This is a genomic window from Vibrio sp. JZG120, from assembly GCF_053890955.1.
In genome coordinates this window covers 171,748-191,049 of sequence record NZ_JBSRRK010000006.1, presented here as the reverse complement: position 1 = coordinate 191,049, position 19,302 = coordinate 171,748, and the positions used below count along the sequence as shown (strand labels likewise).

The following is a 19,302-nucleotide window of genomic DNA, read 5'->3' as shown; positions in this document are numbered from 1 at the left end:
CCATACCAACTGTGACAACCAAACCGCTATTAAAGCAGGATATTATTCCTTCAACTTTGTGTTTTAGGAGTAGTCATTAGACTACCCAATAATTGTTGGAATAAATAATGACGAAACGTTGGCTTGTCTCCGCTGTGAGCATTGCGCTGCTCGGCGGTGGAACGTATTTCTATCTCCAATCTGCCGCTCAACCAGAATTACTGCCTACATTGATTGTGGAAAAAGGCACGATTGAAAAACAAGCGGTGGCTGTTGGTAAAATTGTCCCTGCACACTCTGTGTCTATCAAGTCACAAATCGACGGTATCGTCGGTGAAATTTACGCGAAAGTTGGTGAAAAGGTGAAGCAAGGCCAGCCGCTGATCAAAGTACGTCCAAACCCAACCCCCCAAGCATTAACGGATGCATCGGCAGAGCTCATGCGTAGCGAAGCCGATCTGGAATCTGCCAAACAAAAACTGTCTAACCTAGAAAGCTTGGTCAAGCAGGACATTATTCCAAGTAACTACGACGAATACGTAAGTGCGCGCTCGGCAGTCAAATCTGCGCAAGCGGACGTATTGCAAAAGCGCCAGAATCTCGAACTCATCCGCAGTGGTGAGGCGTCTATCGGTGATGCACGTTTAACGTCGACGATCTACGCGCCAATTGATGGCACGGTACTCAACCAGAAAGTTGAGGTCGGAGAGCCGATCATCTCGACTCAATCAAGCCAAGCAGCGACTGAAATGATGTCATTGGCCGACATGAACAGTCTGATTTTTAAAGGTAGCGTCAGTGAGCATGATGCTGCGCAGTTGTCTCCGGGAATGCCCGTTATGTTGACGGTGGCGCCTTATCCTGATGTGGCGATTTCTGGTGTGCTAACCAAAGTGGCGATTCAATCTGAGAACTTCAACTCACCAGAGGGCAATGCTTCGGCAAAAAGTTTTGATAACGGTTTTGAGGTTGAAGTGGGAGAACTCAAGATCCCACAAGATGTATTGCTTCGTTCTGGGTTTTCGTCGACGGCTCAAATCATTCTTAAGAAGTCTGAAAACGTACTCACTCTACCGGAGCGCGCTCTGCAATTTGATGGTGACGCACCGAATGTTCTGATCCCCGATAGCTCAGAACAAGGGTTTCATAAACAACCGGTGAAACTCGGTCTGTCAGATGGCATCAATGTCGAAGTGCTTGACGGCGTGGAGCTTGATGAAGAGGTTATCGACAACAGCATGATGGGAGCGGCGCATGGTTAAACTGCAACGATCAAAAATCGCCTTTGCATTGTTGGCTGCCACACTCAGTTTGCCGACCTACGCAATTTCTATTGAACAAGCTTGGCAACAAGCAAAGCAGAACGATCCAAATTACGAAAAAGCGAAAATCGGCGTCCAGCTTGGCGAGGTTGGCGTACAGAGTAGCCGCAGTGCGTTATTGCCGGGTTTAAGTGCCAGTGCGTCAGCGGATTGGAATGAGTCCTCAAGCCATTCGAACAGTTACGGCGCTACCTTATCTCAAACTATTTGGGATAGCAGTTTGTGGTCGGAACTGGATCAAGCGAATGCCAATTATCTCAAAGCACAGTTAGAGCTATCTCAATCGCATAACGAGCTTGCGCAGAAGCTGCTCACCGCTTACCTAGATGTGGCAAGCGCACAGGGCGACCTCAAATTGGCGCAGTCCAAGCTGGAGGAGGGGAAGGAACTTCTCAACATCATTGAGAAACGCTATCGAGCAGGCAAAGTGAAGTCGGTTGATGTTGAAGAGATGCGAGCGAATCAAGTCTCTGAGCAAGCAAGTATCCTCAATGCAAAAGCCGATCTCGAAGTGAAAAAAGCAGAGCTTGCGGCGTTAATCAATCAAATGCCGGAGAGTGTCGACCAAATTCGAACGGATTCTTTGATTCAGCCGCCGATGCTGGTGGACTCTCAGGAGCAATGGCTAAAACTGGCTAAAGACAGCAGTCCAGAGCTGTTGGTAGCGGCGCAGATGGTGAAAGCGAGCGAGTTCGCGAAAGATTCAGCTAAAGGTGGATACTACCCGACCGTCAAAGGTAGTGTGGGCTACAGCGATGGTGACAATCGTTCAAACGGCGAGTTTAACGCTGGGATTAGTTTGAGTTTGCCGATTGACCTCAATGGTGCAGTGCGAGCGAAAGTGGACGAAGCATCGTTGAACATTTTAAGTGCCAAGCAAGATATGCGTAGAGTGGAAATTGATATTCAGAAACGAGTTATTCAGCAGTTTACGCAGGTCGATATCAACTGGAATCAAGTTTTGATAGCGAACGAGCTGGTTGAGTCGCGCGCCAGAGTGTTGCAAAGCAAAGAGAAACTTTACGACGCTGGTCTGCTTGAAGTGTCGGAAGTTATCAGCGCACACAACAGCTTGTTTGAGGCGAAAAACAGTCTGCAAACCAACTTGTACAGCTACTGGCGTAAGAGAATCGGCTTACTGCAAACCGCAGGGAAACTCGATGACGATACCATGGCGTTGATCTCTCGAGCTTTTCATTCATGAGCAATCTATTGCAACAAACTTGGCAAACGTTGATGGCGCATCGCATGAAGAGCGTGCTAGCCATTATCGCGATTGCTTGGGGCGTGATCTCTGTGGTGGTGTTAATCGCACTTGGCGAAGGCTTTTATCGCCATCAGACCCAGTCGTTTTCATTTATGATCAACAATGTGCAAGTGGTGTTTCCGTCGAGTACCAGTAAACCGTGGCAAGGGTTACCTTCAAGACGACAAATTGATATTCCACAAGAAAAAGTCGACATGATCAAACAGTCGGGCTTCGTGCAACAGGCGTCGAGCGTTTACGCCAAATGGGATGCGAATATCACCAATCTCAAAGGACAGAACTTATCGAGTACGGTCAGCGGTATTGATACGTCTTACTTTCCTTTAATGCAACGCAAGCTGCAATCCGGTTCGAGAAACCTGTCACCAAGTGATATGAACAACCACACTCGCGTGGCAGTGTTAGGCGATCAAATTGCGCAAATGGGCGGAATCCAAATCGGGGATAGGCTCAAAGTCAACGGCATTCCGTTTTTGGTTATTGGGATAACCGTCGGTGAGGACACTGGCATTTCATTCGGCGATAGCCGCACGGTTTTCATTCCTCAAACAACGTACCGCGATTTGTGGGATGCGAAACCTTGGATGGTATTGATGAAACCAAGAGATGGGATGGATGCACCGTCGTTTCGACAAAATATCGTGAACTTTTTCGCCAAGCAGCTTCATTTTGACCCAAGTGATAAAGATGCGGTCGAATTACCCGATTTTAGTGAAGGTGCGGCGGTCATCAGTGGAATTTTACGTGGCATTCAGATTTTTCTCGGAGCGAGCGGCGCGATGACCATGGCGGTCGGTGCGCTTGGCGTTGCCAACATCATGTTTTTATCTGTCACGGAGCGCACGCGTGAAATCGGTGTGCGTTTGGCGATCGGGGCGACTCAAAAATCCATACTCAGTCAGTTTATTCTTGAAGGGCTTATTTTGGTAGCTGTGGGCACGGCATTAGGTCTGATGTTTTCGTATGCCGTGGTGTCTGTCCTAAGCAGCATGGCATTACCGGAATGGATTGGTTTACCTGTGATCACGCCAGATTCCATTGCTTGGTCTTTACTTGTGACGCTTATCTTGGCATTGATGGCATCGTATTTCCCAGCAAGGCGAGCATCGCGTCTCACGCCAGTCATTGCTTTGAGTGCGAGGGCCTAGTCATGCTGTTACCGATGAGACAAATTTTCCAAGAAATGGCGGCAGAAAAGCTGAGACTGGGTTTGACCATTCTGGCTGTAGCGTGGGCGACCCTCTGTATCGCTGCTATGTTGGCGGTAGGTGAGGGTATTCGTCAGGGCGTATTGAAAACCGCACAAAATGGTAACGGCAACTTGATCTATTTGACCGGAGGGATGGCCACCGTCGACCACGGTGCTTTTCACCAAGGTAAATTTCTGACATTAAAAATGGACGATTCAGAGGTCGTTCGAGCGTTACCCGATGTAAAAAGTGTTGCGCCAACTGCGAAGTGGAAAGAGCGCATCACCGTTGGTGACAGAAGCTCGTGGCAAGAGCCCTTAGCTGTCACGAGCGAGTTTCAATCCATGACCAATTTGGTGCCGATGGCGGGAGGGCGATGGTTAAATCCACTCGATCAAAAAGAGACGCGCAAAGTCGTTGTACTGGGTTATGAACTGGCAGCCGACTTATTCAACCCGAATGAGGACTTTAGTTGGTTTGCGACAGTCACATTGCAACTCAACCCTGTGGGGAAAAAGGTAAAAATCGGCAATGAGGAGTTCACCGTTGTGGGCGTATTGGAGAAAAACAGCGCTCAAATAGAGCTGGGGGATCTTATCAACTATTCCAGCTTTGTGCCGTTAGCGACGTGGAAGCGATTTCATGTCAACGGTGAAATTGGTGGCATCAATGTGCAACCACAAGCCGATGTAGACCGAGAAGCCTTAGCAAAGACGATCAGGCAAGTGATTGCCCGTAAGCACGGGGCAAGTGTCAGTGATGAACAGGTCGTCCAAGTCGATGATATGTTCCTTAAACAAAAGAGTATGCAGCAGTTTCTGATAGGTTTGCAGAGTTTTCTTGGCATTATCGGCTTCGTGACGTTAGCTGTTGCTGGCGTTGGCATCGCCAATGTGATGTATGCCACCGTAAAGCGATCTACGCGTGATATCGGCGTGCGCATGGCAGTCGGTGCAACCCCAACGGCCATTCGCATGCACTATTTAGTGCAGTCTTTATTGACAATGATGATGGGGGGCGCGCTTGGCTTAGGCGTGACGTACGCGCTGGTGTCTGCCATCAGTTCCATTCCTTTAGAGGGCAATGCCTTTTATGAACAACTGGGTAAACCTGTCCCTGAGTTGTCGTGGGTCGTTGTCGCGATTGTCATCCTCACCTTAGTGATCATTGGTGTGGCATCTGCATGGTTACCTGCAAACCGAGCCGCAAAAGTCAGCCCGTTGGAGGCGCTACAAAGTGAATAACAACAATAACTCTGGAGAGAACATGTCGAACAAGTCGCTTGTTGAGCTGACCAACATCTGTAAATACTACTCAAGCGGGGAGGCGGAAGTTCGCGCGCTAGACGGCGTTGACTTAACCATTAATCAAGGCGAGTTTCTTTCGATTCTTGGCCCGTCCGGTTCAGGCAAATCAACGTTGATGAACATGCTCGGCTGTTTAGATAAGCCCACCGATGGCGAGTACCAACTTGGCGGCCAAAACGTCGCAAGTTTAAGTGCGAATGAGCTGGCTGGCATTCGTAACCAAAAGATCGGATTTGTCTTCCAAAGCTTTAACTTATTGGAATACGCGACGGCGCTTGATAACGTGGCACTGCCGTTGGTTTACTCTGGTATCAAAGCCAAAGAACGTCGCCAGCGCGCCGCTAAATTGCTAGAGCAAGTCGGGCTAGGGGATCGTTTAGATCATAAATCAAACCAGCTTTCTGGTGGTCAAAAGCAAAGAGTTGCGATTGCAAGAGCCTTGGTCAACGATCCGCAAATCATCTTAGCGGATGAACCAACGGGTGCATTGGATTCAAAATCCGGCGCAGAGATTGAAGCCTTGTTCAATCAACTTCACTCCGAAGGTAGAACGCTGATCATCGTTACCCATGATAATGCGTTAGCAGAGCGCACCAAACGCATCATCACCATCAAAGATGGCAAGGTGATTTCGGATAGGGCTCCGGAGGGAAGATAAATGAATTTTTCTTGATTGAGACTGGAGTTACTTTAAGGAAGATAGCCATGGAATAGGAGAAGCTATCTTCCTTTATTTTTATTCGCGATGTTCGCTTTGTCTCTCTTTTATCAAGTCATGCTTTTGTTCTTTAAGTAGAGTGATTGCGAGCTTAGTGTCCTCAATCAATTTACTGTTATCGTTGAGATCTTTGCTCTTCAAAGGCAAAACCAGATAATGAATGCTGCCATCCTTATTCTGTACTCCGGTAGCAATGATGACATCACCTTCAGACGCCGTACCAAAATACTCTGAAACCACTTTGGTTTCGCTGACACCGTAACTATCCAAATAGGATGATTCCGTGTTGTCAAACAAGATAGGAACCCCTTGCTTCGCTAATGTTCGCAATTGTTCTTGCTTTTGCTCGTCGAATGGATAGTCGGTTGTACTGATATAACTTACCTGTTCAGCTTCAATAAAATCGTACAGTTCATTGCTCAATTCATTTAATGGGGCAGATATCCAAGGTGTAGCTGGAATGACGTCGGAAGTAGCGTCATTGTCATTCTGTGGTGTTGGAATGGTAATCACCTCTTGAGCTGCATCGCTCTCAGGAGGCGTTACACTTCTTGTCTCAGTTTTCTCTGTCTTGATTTGCTCGTCAAAACTTGCAACAGAATTGCTCTGGGGATTCTTGTTATTTGAATTAATTAGAAATATGGCGAGTACTGCACCAAGTGCTAGCGCCGATCCAGTCAAGAGTTTTTTATTACTTGTCATGTCTTACCGTTTATTTCATTAGTAAATACGGCGGCCACTTATTCATTCCGTGGCCGCAGGCTAATAAGTTAGTGGTAGAGCGCGTCATTCCAAGAGATAGTTACGGCTCGGCTAGTCTCTGTCCATTGACTGCTATCACGATTTTTCTTCCAGGTATTTTCTGGGGTGGTATACCAGCTACACCAGTCACGACCAAAGTAGTAATTGGTTTTTCGCCAACCTGCAACCAGCTTGACTTCTGACGTATCTAGGCCATCTTGAATATCATTTTTTCGATATACAACACCGACTTGCGGTTTAAAGTCAGAGCGCATCACGACAGGTAATTCGCTATAGTCAATTAGGTTGCCCATGTTACAGCTGGTCCAACGGTACAATAACCAGTCTTTAGGTGGAGTATTGTGGCGGATAGTCTGGTTTTCGATAAGCCAATTAATGCTCTCATTGGTCTGATCAAAATCAGCCACCGTCTGAAATTCTGGTTGATCGTAAGTTACGCGGTTGCTCCAGGAGATCCCACCGCTAATATTTGGAGAATCAGAAGCACTGAAGCCAAGATTAAAGTCCAGAGACTCACTTACGGATGCTGTTGCAATAGTGTTTTCTGGAGCATGGCTCATATGACGTAAAGGGGCACCATTTAAATAACTCAGTGCCAGTTTAAAGGCTGTTGGGATTGTGTAACGGTAGTCTCCACCGGTGGCAAAACCATAGATCTGCTCTTTATTCGGTACATTAGTCATGTCGAAACCAGAACCTCCGTTTAGAAGCAACTTGGCTTCCTTAGCTCCATTCGGCAGCAAAGATTGGTTCCAGACATTTTCTAAGGAGTAAATTAAGCGGATCTTCTTCGAGCGTGCATCGCTATCATCGAGCTGTAGCAAGGTCGAAGTGTAAGCTTTTAATGTATCTTCAGCATGTGCTGGAGCTAGAGAACCAAGTAATGCGAGCGCGATAATACTCGCGGAAAGATGCTGTTTTTCCATTGTTGTTTCCTATTAGTCAGCCCATAAAGGTTATTATTGGTTTTTAACAATAACTCTATGGGTGTTTTATAATTATGGACAGGTTATTAATTGGTGCTCAATAATTGAGCGGTGAAATATTGCATCTTGTTTTTTAATAAAAAAAGGAAAAGTATAGATTCGTGGGATTAATGTCTCATAGTTTTTAAATTCATTACTCAACTATAATAAATAAGAATGTGGTTATTAAGTCTTACCTTTTTAAGTTATTACTTAATTTTTATTTTCTAATGTTATGTTTAAGTTCATTATTGATAGAAGTGAAGTTTATAAATGTTAACCATGTTATTTCTGAGGTTTTTGTTATGCCAAACTAAGTAAAGTGTCGTTATGTGGTCATTACGGCTTCCTGAATTTAATTTAAATTAAAACAGTGGTTTATGTTTGTTTTATTATTAGTTGTTTCGAGCTTAATGTAATAGTTGGGTGACAAAGTTCGTCAATGAAGTTGTCATATTCGTGTATGAGGTTATATGTGCTTTTAAAACAGAAAAATTAAACTTTACGTTTGAGATGGTAAATATAGGAAAAGAAATAATTAAATAATCATGTTTCCGAGGATATAAAATGTAAGGTACTTTTAATTAAACGAATGCTTGAATAAATTATGGAGTGTGAAAAAAGTGCTATTTAAGCTACGCTGTCCTATATTCCAGGTAGCATCTTGTTTATACAATGCGTTTTCTAGGCTTAAAACTGGTTTACGTACTGTTAATCCCTTATCAGTTTCTTAATTACACATATTGGCAATATGCTCGCCAAGTTACGTGTATTGGTGTCAATGAATAACAGTATCTACGATAGTTCCCTCTGGGTTGGAACTCCCACTATGAATTTCTTTCATGTTCAATGTGAAACAATACCAATATTACTCAACTCGTGAAGCAAGTATAAAAAAAGGACTGCTCTGGTGTTAGGCACTGCGACCGTCATTTTTAGTACGAACTGTTCGTCGTAAGTGCTGTGCAACCTAACGATTGGGAAAACCAAAAAACAAAAATGTCCCCATGCACAGAGTTAGGAAAAGTCTGCTTTATCTAAGGAAATAGGATACCAACTTACGATGAATAACGATTTCACATTTGCTATCAAAAGCATTCGCTTTGATGAGAATTACCAACCATCAGACAACACGCGAATCACTACCAACTTTGCTAATCTGGCTCGCGGAAACTACCGCCGAGAGAATCTGCGCAATGCACTCCGAATGATCGACAATCGTTTTAATGCCTTGGCATATTGGGATAACGCGCAAGGTGACCGCTACTCCGTTGAGCTTGAAATCATCTCCGTTGATATGGATATCCAAGGCAGTGGCGAAGCCTTCCCATCAATTGAAGTGCTCAAAACCAACATTGTTGACCACAACACCAACGAGCGCATCGAAGGCATTGTAGGCAACAACTTCTCTTCATACGTTCGTGATTACGACTTTAGCGTTTTGCTGTTGGACCACAACAAAAACCAGCCACGTTTCAGCATCCCAGCTAACTTCGGTGATTTGCATGGCAAACTGTTCAAAGCTTTCGTTAATTCTGAGTCTTATAAGCAGCATTTCAAAAAGCTGCCTGTGATTTGTTTGAGCGTATCGGACAACAAAGTATACCGACGCACCGAAAATCAACATCCTGTTTTGGGCTTTGAATATCAGCCGAACGAATCTTCGTTGACGGAGCAGTACTTCAAAAAGATGGGCTTACAGGTGCGTTACTTTATGCCACCAAACAGTGTTGCACCATTGGCATTCTACTTCTTCGGTGACTTGTTGAACGATTATTCAAACCTAGAGCTTATCAGTACGATTAGCACGATGGAGACATTCCAGAAGATTTACCGACCTGAGATTTACAATGCCAATGCGGTTGCCGGTAATTGCTACCAGCCAAACCTAAAAAACCTAGACCACTCGCTAACTCAAATCGTTTACGACCGAGAAGAGCGCAGCCAACTGGCGATTGAACAAGGGAAATTTGCCGAGGAGCATTTCATCAAACCTTATCAATCTGTGCTTGAACAATGGTCTGCAAACTACGCGTAACCGACAACGAGAATCTAGAAAGGAATGACGATGAAAACACTATTACCGACTTCAACGGCTGGCAGCTTGCCGAAACCTTCTTGGCTAGCGGAACCAGAAAAACTTTGGTCACCGTGGAAACTACAAGGTGAAGAACTGATTGATGGCAAACGCGATGCGCTACGTGTCGCTTTGCAAGAACAAGAACAAGAACTGGCAGGCGTTGATATCGTCAGTGATGGCGAGCAAACTCGCCAACATTTTGTGACGACCTTTATTGAGCATTTAAGCGGCGTAGATTTTGAAAACCGTAAAACGGTGACCATTCGCAACCGTTATGAAGCAAGTGTTCCGACGGTGGTTGGCCCAGTAAGCCGCACAAAGTCCGTGTTTGTTGAAGATGCAAAGTTCTTGCGTCAGCAAACTAAGCAACCGATCAAGTGGGCGCTGCCAGGCCCTATGACGATGATCGACACGCTTTATGATGATCATTACGGTAGCAGTGAAAAGCTGGCTTGGGAATTTGCGAAGATCCTCAATCAAGAAGCGAAAGAGCTTGAAGCTGCAGGTGTCGACATCATTCAGTTTGATGAGCCTGCGTTCAATGTGTTCTTCGATGATGTGAACGAGTGGGGCATTGCATGTTTAGAGCGTGCGATTGAAGGGCTGAAATGTGAAACGGCGGTGCATATCTGCTATGGCTACGGCATCAAAGCGAACACGGATTGGAAGCAAACGTTAGGCACTGAATGGCGACAATACGAAGAAGTATTCCCTAAATTGCAGCAGTCGAATATCGATATTATCTCGCTCGAATGTCATAACTCACGAGTGCCTATTGAGTTACTTGAGTTGATTCGAGGTAAGAAGGTGATGGTTGGTGCGATTGACGTTGCTACCAACGAAATTGAAACGCCAGAAGAAGTGGCGAACACACTGCGAGAGGCGTTGAAGTACGTTGATGCTGACAAGCTTTACCCATGTACCAACTGCGGTATGGCGCCTTTGTCTCGTGAAGTATCGACCGCTAAGCTCAATGCGCTAAGTGCGGGTGCGGAGATCATTCGTAAAGAGTTGGTGGGGTGATATTAAGACTTGGGCTCGACACCATAAACTAAAGTTAGGGTCATTCCAGCGAGTTTAAACGAGACTAGGAATCTGATTACAGCTCGCTAGGAAATGGCGATAACTTTCGCACTTCAAAGCACGTGGTTAGTAGATCCTGAATCACGCTCGTCCCTCGCTGTTCAGGATGACCGTTCTAAATAAAAATGCCGCTCGCATTAAAGTGAGCGGCATAGTTTGTTTCCCTTTTCCAGCCTCTGCCAAGGCTTAATTCAACTCCACGTTCCTCATCTCAGGATGCTTTAGCAACATCACACGTATCCAGTGATGCACTACCCACATCACCATCGCGGTGAGCAAAACCGCGACGAAAATCGAGCTGAAACGGTACAAGATCGAAAAGAACGCGTCTTTTTGTTCTGGCACCAATGAGGTCGTCAGCGGAACCGATAGGGCAGACATGGCAGAAAACGCGATAGCCGCTTTAATTTGCCCCTTGGTGAGCCATAAGCAGAATGGCCCCATAGCAATGGTAAAGGCGAGCCAAAAGAGTAGCCCATGCCCATACCAACTGCCCAATATGAGCTGAACAGCCATCCCTGCGATGCAGCCTAGTGCGGTGCCGATGATGCGGATTTTTGCCATGGCGAGCGAGCCCGCTAAAGTCATTGGGGTTAGGATGATCAAAATGGAAGCTTGTGCGGATAGCGAGTCATATAAGTCCGCTACTTGGAATATGATAAACGCAGCCATCGCCACTATCCAACCCATAGCAACTTGGCTGATGTAGTCAATATCGCTTTTTACTGGGGTCGACATCTCAATGTGCTCGGCGGGGGATTTTGGCTCCGGGAACAACCAATACGCGAATGCGCAAACAAAAATATTGCTGAACGCCATCACCCACATGTTGACGTTGAACTCTTCAATATCCATGAAGTTATAGCTGGCAAAGTTCAACACAATTGATCCCACCAACAACCCCATGTAACCAAACAAATAGGTTTTCTGGTTCATCATTGCAATGCACTTAAACAGCATCATGATTCCAACGGCTACGGTCATTAATGTTGGATGAAACTGCAAGTATTCCAGTAAAAATGTGGCTTGTATGGTTGTCCACACCGCAGAGAAAAACACGATCAATAAAGCCGAAAGATTAAAGTGGTCCATTCTGCCCAAAATAAACAGCGGCATCATGATGGCAAAAAATCCGTAAGACCAACCGAAGATCATGCTTAGCGCGAGCCCTAAAGAGCAGCCGAACCAAATTCGTAAGGTTTTCATTGTCGCCGCCTAGTAAATGAAGTGGAACCAGCTTGCGAGGTGAATCTGTGCTTGCGCCATCAACTGCCAGAAAATGCTGTTGTCTGGGTACAAAACAATGGTAGCGCGAGAGCCGACAAACAGTGCTGGTGGTAACTCTTCGCTGCTGGTTAGGTTCACTCGTGTACGCTGCGCATCACGTACCCAGCGGTTGTTCACTTCCACTTTGGTTAGTGCGCCATTAGGCGTTTGTTGTGCGGCTGCTACACCGTAATCGCGGCTAGCTAAATCAAAGTCGTACACCGAACCTGGGTTGGCATCAAATGTGACCAAGGCGTGGAAAGTCTTGTCTACGTTCGCAACGGATTTTTCACGAAAATCAGCGGCTACCCAGAGTGATCCTGTTGGTACAAACGTCAGCAATGGCATGTTGGTGTTTGCCATCGTGCCAACTTCTAGCTGCAGGTTGGTCACGACACCATCACTGGGAGCGAGTACCGCGGTATTTGCCAAATCAAGTTGCGCCTTTTCGATCCCGTTTTTGGCAATTCGAACGGCGGTGCTTTGACCTTTTTGATCGCCTAATTGCGCCTCAATGACTTTTAAGTTTTGTCTTTCAGCTTTAAGCGCTGCACGTGATACCTGATTTTGGGCAAAGGCATTATCGAGTGTCGATTGAGAGATGACTTTCTGCTTCGATAACGTCAGTAAGCGGTTGTACTCGCGGTGTGCATTATCAAATGTCGCTTGTGCGCGGGCAATATTGGCAAGAGCGGCTTCGCGTTGAGAATACAGCGTTGCTTCTTTTTCATAAGCGGATTGCAGAGACAGCTCCGCCTGTTCAAGCGCTATCTTGTATTTACGATCATCAATCGTAAATAACACATCGCCTTTTTGAACGGACTGGTTATTCTCGATGAGAACGTCGGTCACTTTACCAGATACCTCGGGCGCGACTTGGACAACGTATCCTTGCACTCGTCCTTCGGTCGTTAAGGGGGCGTGGCGGTCAGCAATGATAATGTACAAAAATAGTACGATGAACAGGACAATCAAAGTTCGCATCCAGTGTTTGAATTTTTGGTCAGCCGTCATTACAAGTTCCGTTAAACATATTGGATAGCGGATTATAGAGAAGTCACTCACAATTCAGTAGAATGATAATACGAACATAAATGACCTAAAAATAGGACAATGAACGTTAGTTTTGATGATATTTATCTATTCACTCAGACGGTGGTTCACGGCGGTATAAGTGCAGCGGCAGAGGCGAATCAACTACAACGCTCAAAAGTGAGTCGTCGCCTGCAAGAATTAGAGAAATCACTCGGGGTACAGCTTTTGATCCGCACAACACGCAGCATTGAGTTGACGGAGCACGGGAAACGCTTGTTTGAGTTGGTGGGGCAGCCTATTGACCATATTCAGCAAGGTTTAAATGCCATGCATGAATATCAACAAGAGCTGACGGGCAAGGTGCGTTTAGCCATTCCTTCCGCATTGATGAGCTCTGCCGCGTTTAACGCGATCATCACCGAGTACACAACGCGGTATCCGGAGATTTCGGTCGAGATTGAAAACCATCAAGAGAGTGTCGATCTCAAGCGTCAATCGTTTGATTTGCAGCTTCTTCCGAGCGTGGTCAAAGTCACCGATGACAGCTATGTGCAGTTCAGTCTTTTGCCTTATCGTAGTCACTTTGTTGCGTCAAAAGCCTATCTAGAATCGCATCCGCCAGTAAAAACGGTGGAAGATCTTAAGCAGCATCGCCTTTTAACTAATCGTTACAATGCCGATTTGCTCGATTCAGATCTGCATGTGGCGTTGCGCTCGGACGACCTCAACTTGCTGCGCTCGATGGCGATAGCAGGAAACGGCATCGCGTTTATTCCTCAAATTCATTCCAAGCCTGCACTGAGAGACGGTTTGTTGGTCGAGGTGCTGCCTCAATTCGCGCATCCGAAGCAGCATCTTACTCTGATTTATCCCTCGGCCTTATTTCTGCCCAATAAAGTCAAAGCCTTGATTGAACTAATTCGAGAGAAATTTAAATAGTCAGTTCAAACCACTCTTACCTAAGGGCAAAGGTGTGAGCGAAGGTCATCTTTCTAGGTTTTATTGTTCTAACATGAAAGGATTCTGATACATTAACTGTTGTTCAACTTATTGAGTATGGTTTGTGGTCGCACAAGATAGGAGATGGAAATGTTATCGAAAGGAAACACGGGCCTGATTGTGGTGGATGTTCAGGGCAAACTCGCTACATTAATGCATGAAAGCGACGCACTGATTGAAAATATCACAAAACTGGTAAAGGGCGCCAAAGCACTAGATTTGCCTATTCTGTGGCTAGAACAGAATCCTGAAAGGTTGGGCCCAACCGCGGAGCCGATTCGTGAAGTGCTTGAAAGCACGCATTTACCTATTACCAAGTACACGTTTGATGGCTGTAAAGAGGCGACGTTTAAAGTGGCGGTGGAGAACGCGAAAGTTGATACCTGGTTGGTTTGCGGTATTGAATCCCACATTTGCGTCTATCAAACCGCGGTTTCTCTGCGCCAGTCCGGTTATCGCGTTGAATTAGTCACGGATTGTGTATCTTCCCGAACCGCTGCCAATAAAGCGCTCGCTCTTGCGAAGTTAACCGCTAACGGTGTGGTGCTCACTGGGCTAGAAATGTGTTTGTATGAAATGGTCGAAGATTGCCGAGCACCTGAATTCAAAGAAATTCTGGCGCTCATCAAATAGTGGAATCACTGTAATCAGCAACAACTTTATTTGAACACGCTATTCAAATTCTCGTTGATATCTTGGCAACATCGACTCGTTGCCAAGTAACCCGCCTTGGTGAATGTAAATCACCGTTTTATCTGTGTTCTCTTCCAACCAAGGGGTGAGGCATTGCCACATATACGGGTCGTATAACAGGTCAAATTCGAGGTCGGTTTGTTCAAAGAGAGCTTTCCATGTGATGTAATCTTCTTCGTACAAGCGGCCAAAATGGTGTTTGTTGCGCACGGTTAAAATGGTTGGGTGGCTGTTTTCACCGAGCTGGTAGAACTGCTCAGCTAAGTAATCTGCATCGCCTACGCAAGGGCAAGTTAGCACTTCAATGCCGTGTGGGCTTAAATGTTTATGAAGATATAAAGCGGTCGTGCCGGTGCCTGATGGTAGGGCGACGGTAAACTGCTCTTTACCTCTTAATCGCGTCCAATCAAGAATTTCTCGTGCTAACTGTTTGATGCCAGCTTCAGCGAGGTGGGAACGCCCGCCCTCTGGAATAAGCAATGTCGACTCATCTAATCTTCGTACCTGGTGGATGTATTCACTAGGGTGGAGTTCGCTACCGATGTCTTGCATGGCGGTGATTTTCATACCCAAATCGAGAGCGCCGCGGTAGTTTCCGATGGGGGAGCTTTTTAGCCAAGATGGAATGTGATGAACATAAAACTCAAATGCCCAACCTTTAATCTGGGCGAGAGCCGCTAGCGAGTACATGGCATTAGATTGAGCGGAGCCAAAGCTTATTAACGTGGTGATGTCGGGATTTTGCTCTTCCATTAACGCCATAAACTTACGTGCTTTGTTCCCAGAAAAGTGGGAGTGGAGCATGTCGTCACGTTTAAGGAAAAATTTGCGCCCATTAAAGCTATGTTGGGTGATAGGACTTTCTGAGAGTTTCATGTCGATGCTGACGGAATAAACCGTGTCACCTTTGCCATTTAAAAAGGGCGCGTAGTGTAACGCCATTAAACCCAGATAAAAAGTCTGTGTTTCAGTACAACCATTTCGGTTGTTCCTGATGTTTTGACTCGCACTCACCGGTGCTGTAATACCATTGCAATGGTTTCACTTCTATCCTTTGGTTGCTTTGATTCCATGGTATTCCATCCCATGACTCGCCTTTCTGCCTCAAGCCACGTACACTACGCCGCTTATTTCCATTCAATCAGAAGGCTTGGTTTTGCAGACTCTAGAACAATTAAAAACAGGACAATTAGTAGGAATAAAACAACTGAAGTTGGCGGAAGGGCTAACTGAGTTCCCTATGGAAATTTTAGAGCTTGCAGACTCGCTTGAAGTGTTAGATTTATCCGGCAACGCATTGTCAGATTTGCCACAAGAACTGGAACAGCTGACCAAACTAAAAATCATTTTTGCTTCCAATAATCAGTTCACCCATTTACCAGAGGTATTGGGCAAGCTGCCAAACCTTGAGATGGTTGGATTTAAAACCAACAAGATCAAAGTGGTGAGTGAAGCCTCACTACCAAGTCAGTTGCGTTGGCTGATCCTGACCGACAATGAGATTGAAACGCTGCCAAACAGTCTAGGTGAAAGACCGCGCTTAAGAAAGCTTGCACTGGCGGGGAATCGCATCAAACGACTGCCAAGTAGCATGGAAAACTTAGTTAATTTGGAACTGATTCGTCTCTCTGCGAATCAGCTAGAGCACTTTCCGGATGTGTTGATGAAGCTACCTAAATTGGCATGGTTTGCTTTTGCAGGTAATCCATTCTGCAAACACCCACCTTCGCTAAACAGTGTGCCGAAAGTGACCACAAACAGTTATTCGCTTAACCATGTTCTCGGCCAAGGGGCAAGTGGCGTGATTTCTCATGCTAACTGGATTGACGCTCAATACGACTTCCCGAGTGAAGTTGCGGTAAAAGTGTTCAAGGGCGAGGTCACCAGTGACGGTTACCCTCATGATGAACTTGAAGCGTGTTTGCAAGCTGGGCATCACAACAACTTAGTGAAATCCATCGCGCAAGTGAATGACGGTAAAGAGCTTGCGTTGGTGATGGAGCTGATTCCAAACAGTTACTACAACTTAGGTTTACCGCCAACGTTGGAAACCTGCACCCGAGATACGTTCCCACAAGGGTTTACGCTGACAGTCGAGCAAGTGAATTCTATTGTTGAGCAGATGGTGGACGTATTCAATCACCTACACGACAACAAGGTGTGTCATGGTGATTTGTATGCGCACAATACGTTGGTGAACGAGCAAGGGGAGATGATCTTCGGTGACTTTGGCGCGGCGAGCATTTACGGCTATTTATCGGACGAGCAGCAAGCTGCAATCAGAGCCATTGAATCCAGAGCGTTGAAGTACTTTATCGAAGATGTGTTTTCTGTGTGTGAAGCGTCGGAATCGGCATCGCAAGCATTCGAACGACTAGTTGGGCTTGCGGCATAAGATTTCATTCAATCGAATCAGAAAGAGGTATCGAACTGCCCGTTTTGATACTGAGCAAATGAGATACCTCTTGATTGAATCTAGTGCTGAGGAAGTTACTCTGAGCAAGCCTCATGATGCTCTGACGAAAGGTCAATCACTGCCTCACATCCCCCCTCAGGATGTGTATCAATGGTGAATTGCCAGCCATAGCGTCGGCATAAGTCGTCCACAATCATGAGTCCCAAACCATGGCCTTCGGCATCTGGCACGGAAGAGAAGCCTTCGCCTTCATCTCTCACCGACAGTGTGGTATCGGTCATGGTGATATGAATCGTTCCCGCTGACGTGGCTGCAATGCCGTTGCGAATTAAGTTACTCAACGTAATGTTAAGCACTGCAGTGGTCGCTTTGGTTTGCGGATGACCTAATATCTGTACATTAAATTCCAGGGATTTTTCATCGGCTTGCGCTTGGCTAAGAGCCACGATGTTGTGAAGCTCTTGCTCTGAGAGGGTTCGAACGGGGCTGTCGTCGGTGTTGCGTTCATATCGAACCAAACCCAACAAAGCATCAACCATGGTCGACATCTGCTGAGTTGCATCTTGAATACGGCCAATCTGACGTTCTTGAAATGACGTACTTGGGCTTCTGGCTAGCAAGCTGCTTGAACCTTTCATCACTGTGAGCGGAGTTCTCAGTTCATGACTGGCATATCGTGCAAAAGCTTGTTCACGTTTAATCACTTGATTGATTTGATGTCGATATTCATTAAGCTGATTTGCGAGCGTTTGGAATTCATTTGCAGAGCCTTCAGGGACAACAAATTTTTGTGTAGTGTCACCTTGATGGCGGTCCAGCTGTGTTTTTAGGGCACTAACAGGTTCAATGAGACGCAGAGAAAGTCTCGATAATAGGCTGCCAAAAATCAAAAGTAACCCGATGACAACCGCCAGCACCATAACGAGAACAAACATAAACTCGTTAGATGTAATTTCTATCTCATCAATCAGAGAGATCAGAATAATAGGATGCTCCTCTCCATCTTGCGTGTAGGTGCTCATGTAAATCATGCGAGTGTCTGGTTCGTCAGCAACTTCAGCGAGAAAATATTTTTTATTTTGAATAAAGGGTTGATAGAGCTCAGGAACGAGATTGATGTTGTTGTATGCCGTTGTTAGTAAATCGAGTTTGATGATTCCGCTATCAGGATGGTTTCGAAAGTGCTCAATCGCCTCTTTTTTATCGATCATAATGCGTCGTTCACCGACGCGATCTTCCGACCATAATAGCGCTCCGCTAACCAATGCGAAGCATAGCAAGCCAATCACAACCGACACTAGAAGGAAGAAGAGTTCAAGGCGTCCGGTTAAGCTTTGTGTATTGTTAAATAAGCGGCGAATCATGCCCCGGGCTCCAATCGGAAGCCGACTTTTGGAATGGTTTTCAAAACGTGCTCTTTGAATGGTTTGTCGAGCTGCCCTCGCAGTTGATAAATATGGCTACGCAGCACATCGTTATTCGGCTCGTCTTCTTGCCACAATCGGAAAGCAATCTCCTCACGTGTGACCACTTCTGGCGCGTTTTTCACCAGCATTTCTAGAATCGTGTACGTGGTTGGATTCAACGCCAACAGCTTATCTTGACGGTAGGCTTGATGCGTTTTTTGATCGATAGACACTTCGCCATACTGGAGTTTGGTTGATGCAACCGTACCGCGGTAGCGTTTAATCAATGCAGTCATGCGTGCTTCAAGAATATCGAGATCAAACGGTTTGGTGAGGTAGTCGTCGGCGCCGTGTTGGAAGCCTTTGAGCATGTCGTCTCGGCTATCAAGTGCAGTCAACATCAACACCGGAGTGTTATTACCCGCATCGCGCAGCTTGTTGCACAGTGTTAGGCCATCCATGCGCGGCAGCATGAGGTCGAGCAAAATGATGTCAAACGTATTATCCATCGCCAGTTTTAAGCCTAGCTCACCGTTGTCGGCATAATCCAGCTGCATGCCAGCACACTCAAAATAATCAAACAACATTCCCGCTATTTCACGATTATCTTCTACCAAAAGTACACGCTTCATTTATTCTTATCCAATCTCGATAAATTCGAATGTTGATCTTAACGAACATTATTCACTATAGGTGTGAAAAAGTTGTCGACGATGATTTTCTCACCTTTGTGTCGGTTTTCAATGTCTAGCTTGAATACCGTCTTATTATCCAAGTAAATCTACGATCTTTTGTTCATATCTATCAATTTCTC

The 19,302-nt window shown here is 45.8% G+C and carries 17 protein-coding genes; 10 read left to right on the top strand and 7 right to left on the bottom strand.

Annotated elements, in window-relative coordinates:
- The first annotated feature begins 107 nt into the window (after window positions 1-107).
- From ACWPOD_RS14985 to ACWPOD_RS14965, 5 genes are read left to right on the top strand one after another with little or no spacing between them, the layout of a single operon-like run.
- Window positions 108-1,241, top strand: coding sequence for an efflux RND transporter periplasmic adaptor subunit (locus ACWPOD_RS14985; RefSeq protein ID WP_456232022.1), 1,134 nt, complete (start codon window positions 108-110; stop codon window positions 1,239-1,241).
- Complete coding sequence (locus ACWPOD_RS14980; protein WP_017633886.1) at window positions 1,234-2,505, top strand: TolC family protein; 1,272 nt, start codon at window positions 1,234-1,236, stop codon at window positions 2,503-2,505. Before ACWPOD_RS14985 ends, ACWPOD_RS14980 begins: the two co-directional genes overlap by 8 nt.
- Window positions 2,502-3,716: an ABC transporter permease gene (locus ACWPOD_RS14975; RefSeq protein WP_301657691.1), complete on the top strand. Its 1,215-nt coding sequence runs from the start codon at window positions 2,502-2,504 to the stop codon at window positions 3,714-3,716. The genes ACWPOD_RS14980 and ACWPOD_RS14975 overlap by 4 nt, the downstream gene beginning before the upstream one ends.
- A 2-nt stretch (window positions 3,717-3,718) precedes the next feature.
- Window positions 3,719-5,002, top strand: coding sequence for an ABC transporter permease (locus tag ACWPOD_RS14970; RefSeq protein WP_020838737.1), 1,284 nt, complete (start codon window positions 3,719-3,721; stop codon window positions 5,000-5,002).
- A 22-nt stretch (window positions 5,003-5,024) separates the two neighbouring features.
- A complete protein-coding gene (locus ACWPOD_RS14965; protein WP_456232037.1) occupies window positions 5,025-5,723 on the top strand; it encodes an ABC transporter ATP-binding protein in 699 nt (232 codons plus the stop codon).
- A gap of 78 nt (window positions 5,724-5,801) precedes the next feature.
- Here ACWPOD_RS14965 and ACWPOD_RS14960 read toward each other — a convergent pair whose 3' ends face one another.
- Complete coding sequence (locus ACWPOD_RS14960) at window positions 5,802-6,485, bottom strand: topoisomerase I (protein ID WP_456232021.1); 684 nt, start codon at window positions 6,483-6,485, stop codon at window positions 5,802-5,804.
- A 68-nt stretch (window positions 6,486-6,553) separates the two neighbouring features.
- The gene (locus ACWPOD_RS14955; RefSeq protein WP_167426398.1) at window positions 6,554-7,471 is read right to left on the bottom strand and encodes a leukocidin family pore-forming toxin; all 918 of its coding nucleotides are present in this window, start codon (window positions 7,469-7,471) and stop codon (window positions 6,554-6,556) included.
- Between the two features lie 1,102 nt (window positions 7,472-8,573).
- On the opposite strand from ACWPOD_RS14955, the gene ACWPOD_RS14950 reads away from it, so the two are divergent.
- Together ACWPOD_RS14950 and ACWPOD_RS14945 are read left to right on the top strand one after the other, a co-directional pair.
- Window positions 8,574-9,548, top strand: a complete 975-nt coding sequence (locus ACWPOD_RS14950) for a DUF1852 domain-containing protein (RefSeq protein ID WP_124008320.1) — start codon at window positions 8,574-8,576, stop codon at window positions 9,546-9,548.
- A 30-nt stretch (window positions 9,549-9,578) separates the two neighbouring features.
- On the top strand, window positions 9,579-10,613 hold the full coding sequence (locus ACWPOD_RS14945) for a methionine synthase (RefSeq protein WP_456232020.1): 1,035 nt from the start codon (window positions 9,579-9,581) through the stop codon (window positions 10,611-10,613).
- A 246-nt stretch (window positions 10,614-10,859) separates the two neighbouring features.
- Here ACWPOD_RS14945 and ACWPOD_RS14940 read toward each other — a convergent pair whose 3' ends face one another.
- Together ACWPOD_RS14940 and ACWPOD_RS14935 are read right to left on the bottom strand one after the other, a co-directional pair.
- Window positions 10,860-11,879: a DUF2955 domain-containing protein gene (locus tag ACWPOD_RS14940; RefSeq protein WP_167426400.1), complete on the bottom strand. Its 1,020-nt coding sequence runs from the start codon at window positions 11,877-11,879 to the stop codon at window positions 10,860-10,862.
- A gap of 9 nt (window positions 11,880-11,888) precedes the next feature.
- Window positions 11,889-12,953 carry an HlyD family secretion protein gene (locus ACWPOD_RS14935; protein WP_005376744.1) on the bottom strand — a complete coding sequence of 355 codons (1,065 nt, stop codon included), beginning with the start codon at window positions 12,951-12,953 and terminating at the stop codon, window positions 11,889-11,891.
- Window positions 12,954-13,052: 99 nt separating this feature from the next.
- On the opposite strand from ACWPOD_RS14935, the gene ACWPOD_RS14930 reads away from it, so the two are divergent.
- Window positions 13,053-13,913 (top strand): LysR family transcriptional regulator, encoded by an 861-nt coding sequence (locus tag ACWPOD_RS14930; protein WP_005376746.1) that lies wholly within the window; start codon window positions 13,053-13,055, stop codon window positions 13,911-13,913.
- Between the two features lie 150 nt (window positions 13,914-14,063).
- The gene (locus ACWPOD_RS14925; RefSeq protein WP_005457944.1) at window positions 14,064-14,606 is read left to right on the top strand and encodes a hydrolase; all 543 of its coding nucleotides are present in this window, start codon (window positions 14,064-14,066) and stop codon (window positions 14,604-14,606) included.
- Between the two features lie 39 nt (window positions 14,607-14,645).
- Here ACWPOD_RS14925 and ACWPOD_RS14920 read toward each other — a convergent pair whose 3' ends face one another.
- Complete coding sequence (locus ACWPOD_RS14920; RefSeq protein WP_167427072.1) at window positions 14,646-15,542, bottom strand: 1-aminocyclopropane-1-carboxylate deaminase/D-cysteine desulfhydrase; 897 nt, start codon at window positions 15,540-15,542, stop codon at window positions 14,646-14,648.
- A gap of 280 nt (window positions 15,543-15,822) precedes the next feature.
- Here ACWPOD_RS14920 and ACWPOD_RS14915 point away from each other — a divergent pair, with 280 nt between their 5' ends.
- Window positions 15,823-17,061 carry a leucine-rich repeat-containing protein kinase family protein gene (locus ACWPOD_RS14915; RefSeq protein ID WP_167426401.1) on the top strand — a complete coding sequence of 413 codons (1,239 nt, stop codon included), beginning with the start codon at window positions 15,823-15,825 and terminating at the stop codon, window positions 17,059-17,061.
- 95 nt (window positions 17,062-17,156) lie between these two features.
- Here ACWPOD_RS14915 and ACWPOD_RS14910 read toward each other — a convergent pair whose 3' ends face one another.
- Both ACWPOD_RS14910 and ACWPOD_RS14905 read right to left on the bottom strand, forming a co-directional pair.
- Window positions 17,157-18,446: a sensor histidine kinase gene (locus ACWPOD_RS14910; protein WP_167426402.1), complete on the bottom strand. Its 1,290-nt coding sequence runs from the start codon at window positions 18,444-18,446 to the stop codon at window positions 17,157-17,159.
- Window positions 18,443-19,120, bottom strand: a complete 678-nt coding sequence (locus ACWPOD_RS14905) for a response regulator transcription factor (RefSeq protein ID WP_167426403.1) — start codon at window positions 19,118-19,120, stop codon at window positions 18,443-18,445. Before ACWPOD_RS14905 ends, ACWPOD_RS14910 begins: the two co-directional genes overlap by 4 nt.
- Between the last annotated feature and the right edge of the window lie 182 nt (window positions 19,121-19,302).

Bases quoted from the DNA above. Each gene is read 5' to 3' on its own strand.
- ACWPOD_RS14985 (WP_456232022.1), top strand. From the start codon at position 108: ATGACGAAACGTTGGCTTGTCTCCGCTGTGAGCATTGCGCTGCTCGGC.
- ACWPOD_RS14980 (WP_017633886.1), top strand. From the start codon at position 1,234: ATGGTTAAACTGCAACGATCAAAAATCGCCTTTGCATTGTTGGCTGCC.
- ACWPOD_RS14975 (WP_301657691.1), top strand. From the start codon at position 2,502: ATGAGCAATCTATTGCAACAAACTTGGCAAACGTTGATGGCGCATCGC.
- ACWPOD_RS14970 (WP_020838737.1), top strand. From the start codon at position 3,719: ATGCTGTTACCGATGAGACAAATTTTCCAAGAAATGGCGGCAGAAAAG.
- ACWPOD_RS14965 (WP_456232037.1), top strand. From the start codon at position 5,025: ATGTCGAACAAGTCGCTTGTTGAGCTGACCAACATCTGTAAATACTAC.
- ACWPOD_RS14960 (WP_456232021.1), bottom strand. From the start codon at position 6,485: ATGACAAGTAATAAAAAACTCTTGACTGGATCGGCGCTAGCACTTGGT.
- ACWPOD_RS14955 (WP_167426398.1), bottom strand. From the start codon at position 7,471: ATGGAAAAACAGCATCTTTCCGCGAGTATTATCGCGCTCGCATTACTT.
- ACWPOD_RS14950 (WP_124008320.1), top strand. From the start codon at position 8,574: ATGAATAACGATTTCACATTTGCTATCAAAAGCATTCGCTTTGATGAG.
- ACWPOD_RS14945 (WP_456232020.1), top strand. From the start codon at position 9,579: ATGAAAACACTATTACCGACTTCAACGGCTGGCAGCTTGCCGAAACCT.
- ACWPOD_RS14940 (WP_167426400.1), bottom strand. From the start codon at position 11,879: ATGAAAACCTTACGAATTTGGTTCGGCTGCTCTTTAGGGCTCGCGCTA.
- ACWPOD_RS14935 (WP_005376744.1), bottom strand. From the start codon at position 12,953: ATGACGGCTGACCAAAAATTCAAACACTGGATGCGAACTTTGATTGTC.
- ACWPOD_RS14930 (WP_005376746.1), top strand. From the start codon at position 13,053: ATGAACGTTAGTTTTGATGATATTTATCTATTCACTCAGACGGTGGTT.
- ACWPOD_RS14925 (WP_005457944.1), top strand. From the start codon at position 14,064: ATGTTATCGAAAGGAAACACGGGCCTGATTGTGGTGGATGTTCAGGGC.
- ACWPOD_RS14920 (WP_167427072.1), bottom strand. From the start codon at position 15,542: ATGAAACTCTCAGAAAGTCCTATCACCCAACATAGCTTTAATGGGCGC.
- ACWPOD_RS14910 (WP_167426402.1), bottom strand. From the start codon at position 18,446: ATGATTCGCCGCTTATTTAACAATACACAAAGCTTAACCGGACGCCTT.
- ACWPOD_RS14905 (WP_167426403.1), bottom strand. From the start codon at position 19,120: ATGAAGCGTGTACTTTTGGTAGAAGATAATCGTGAAATAGCGGGAATG.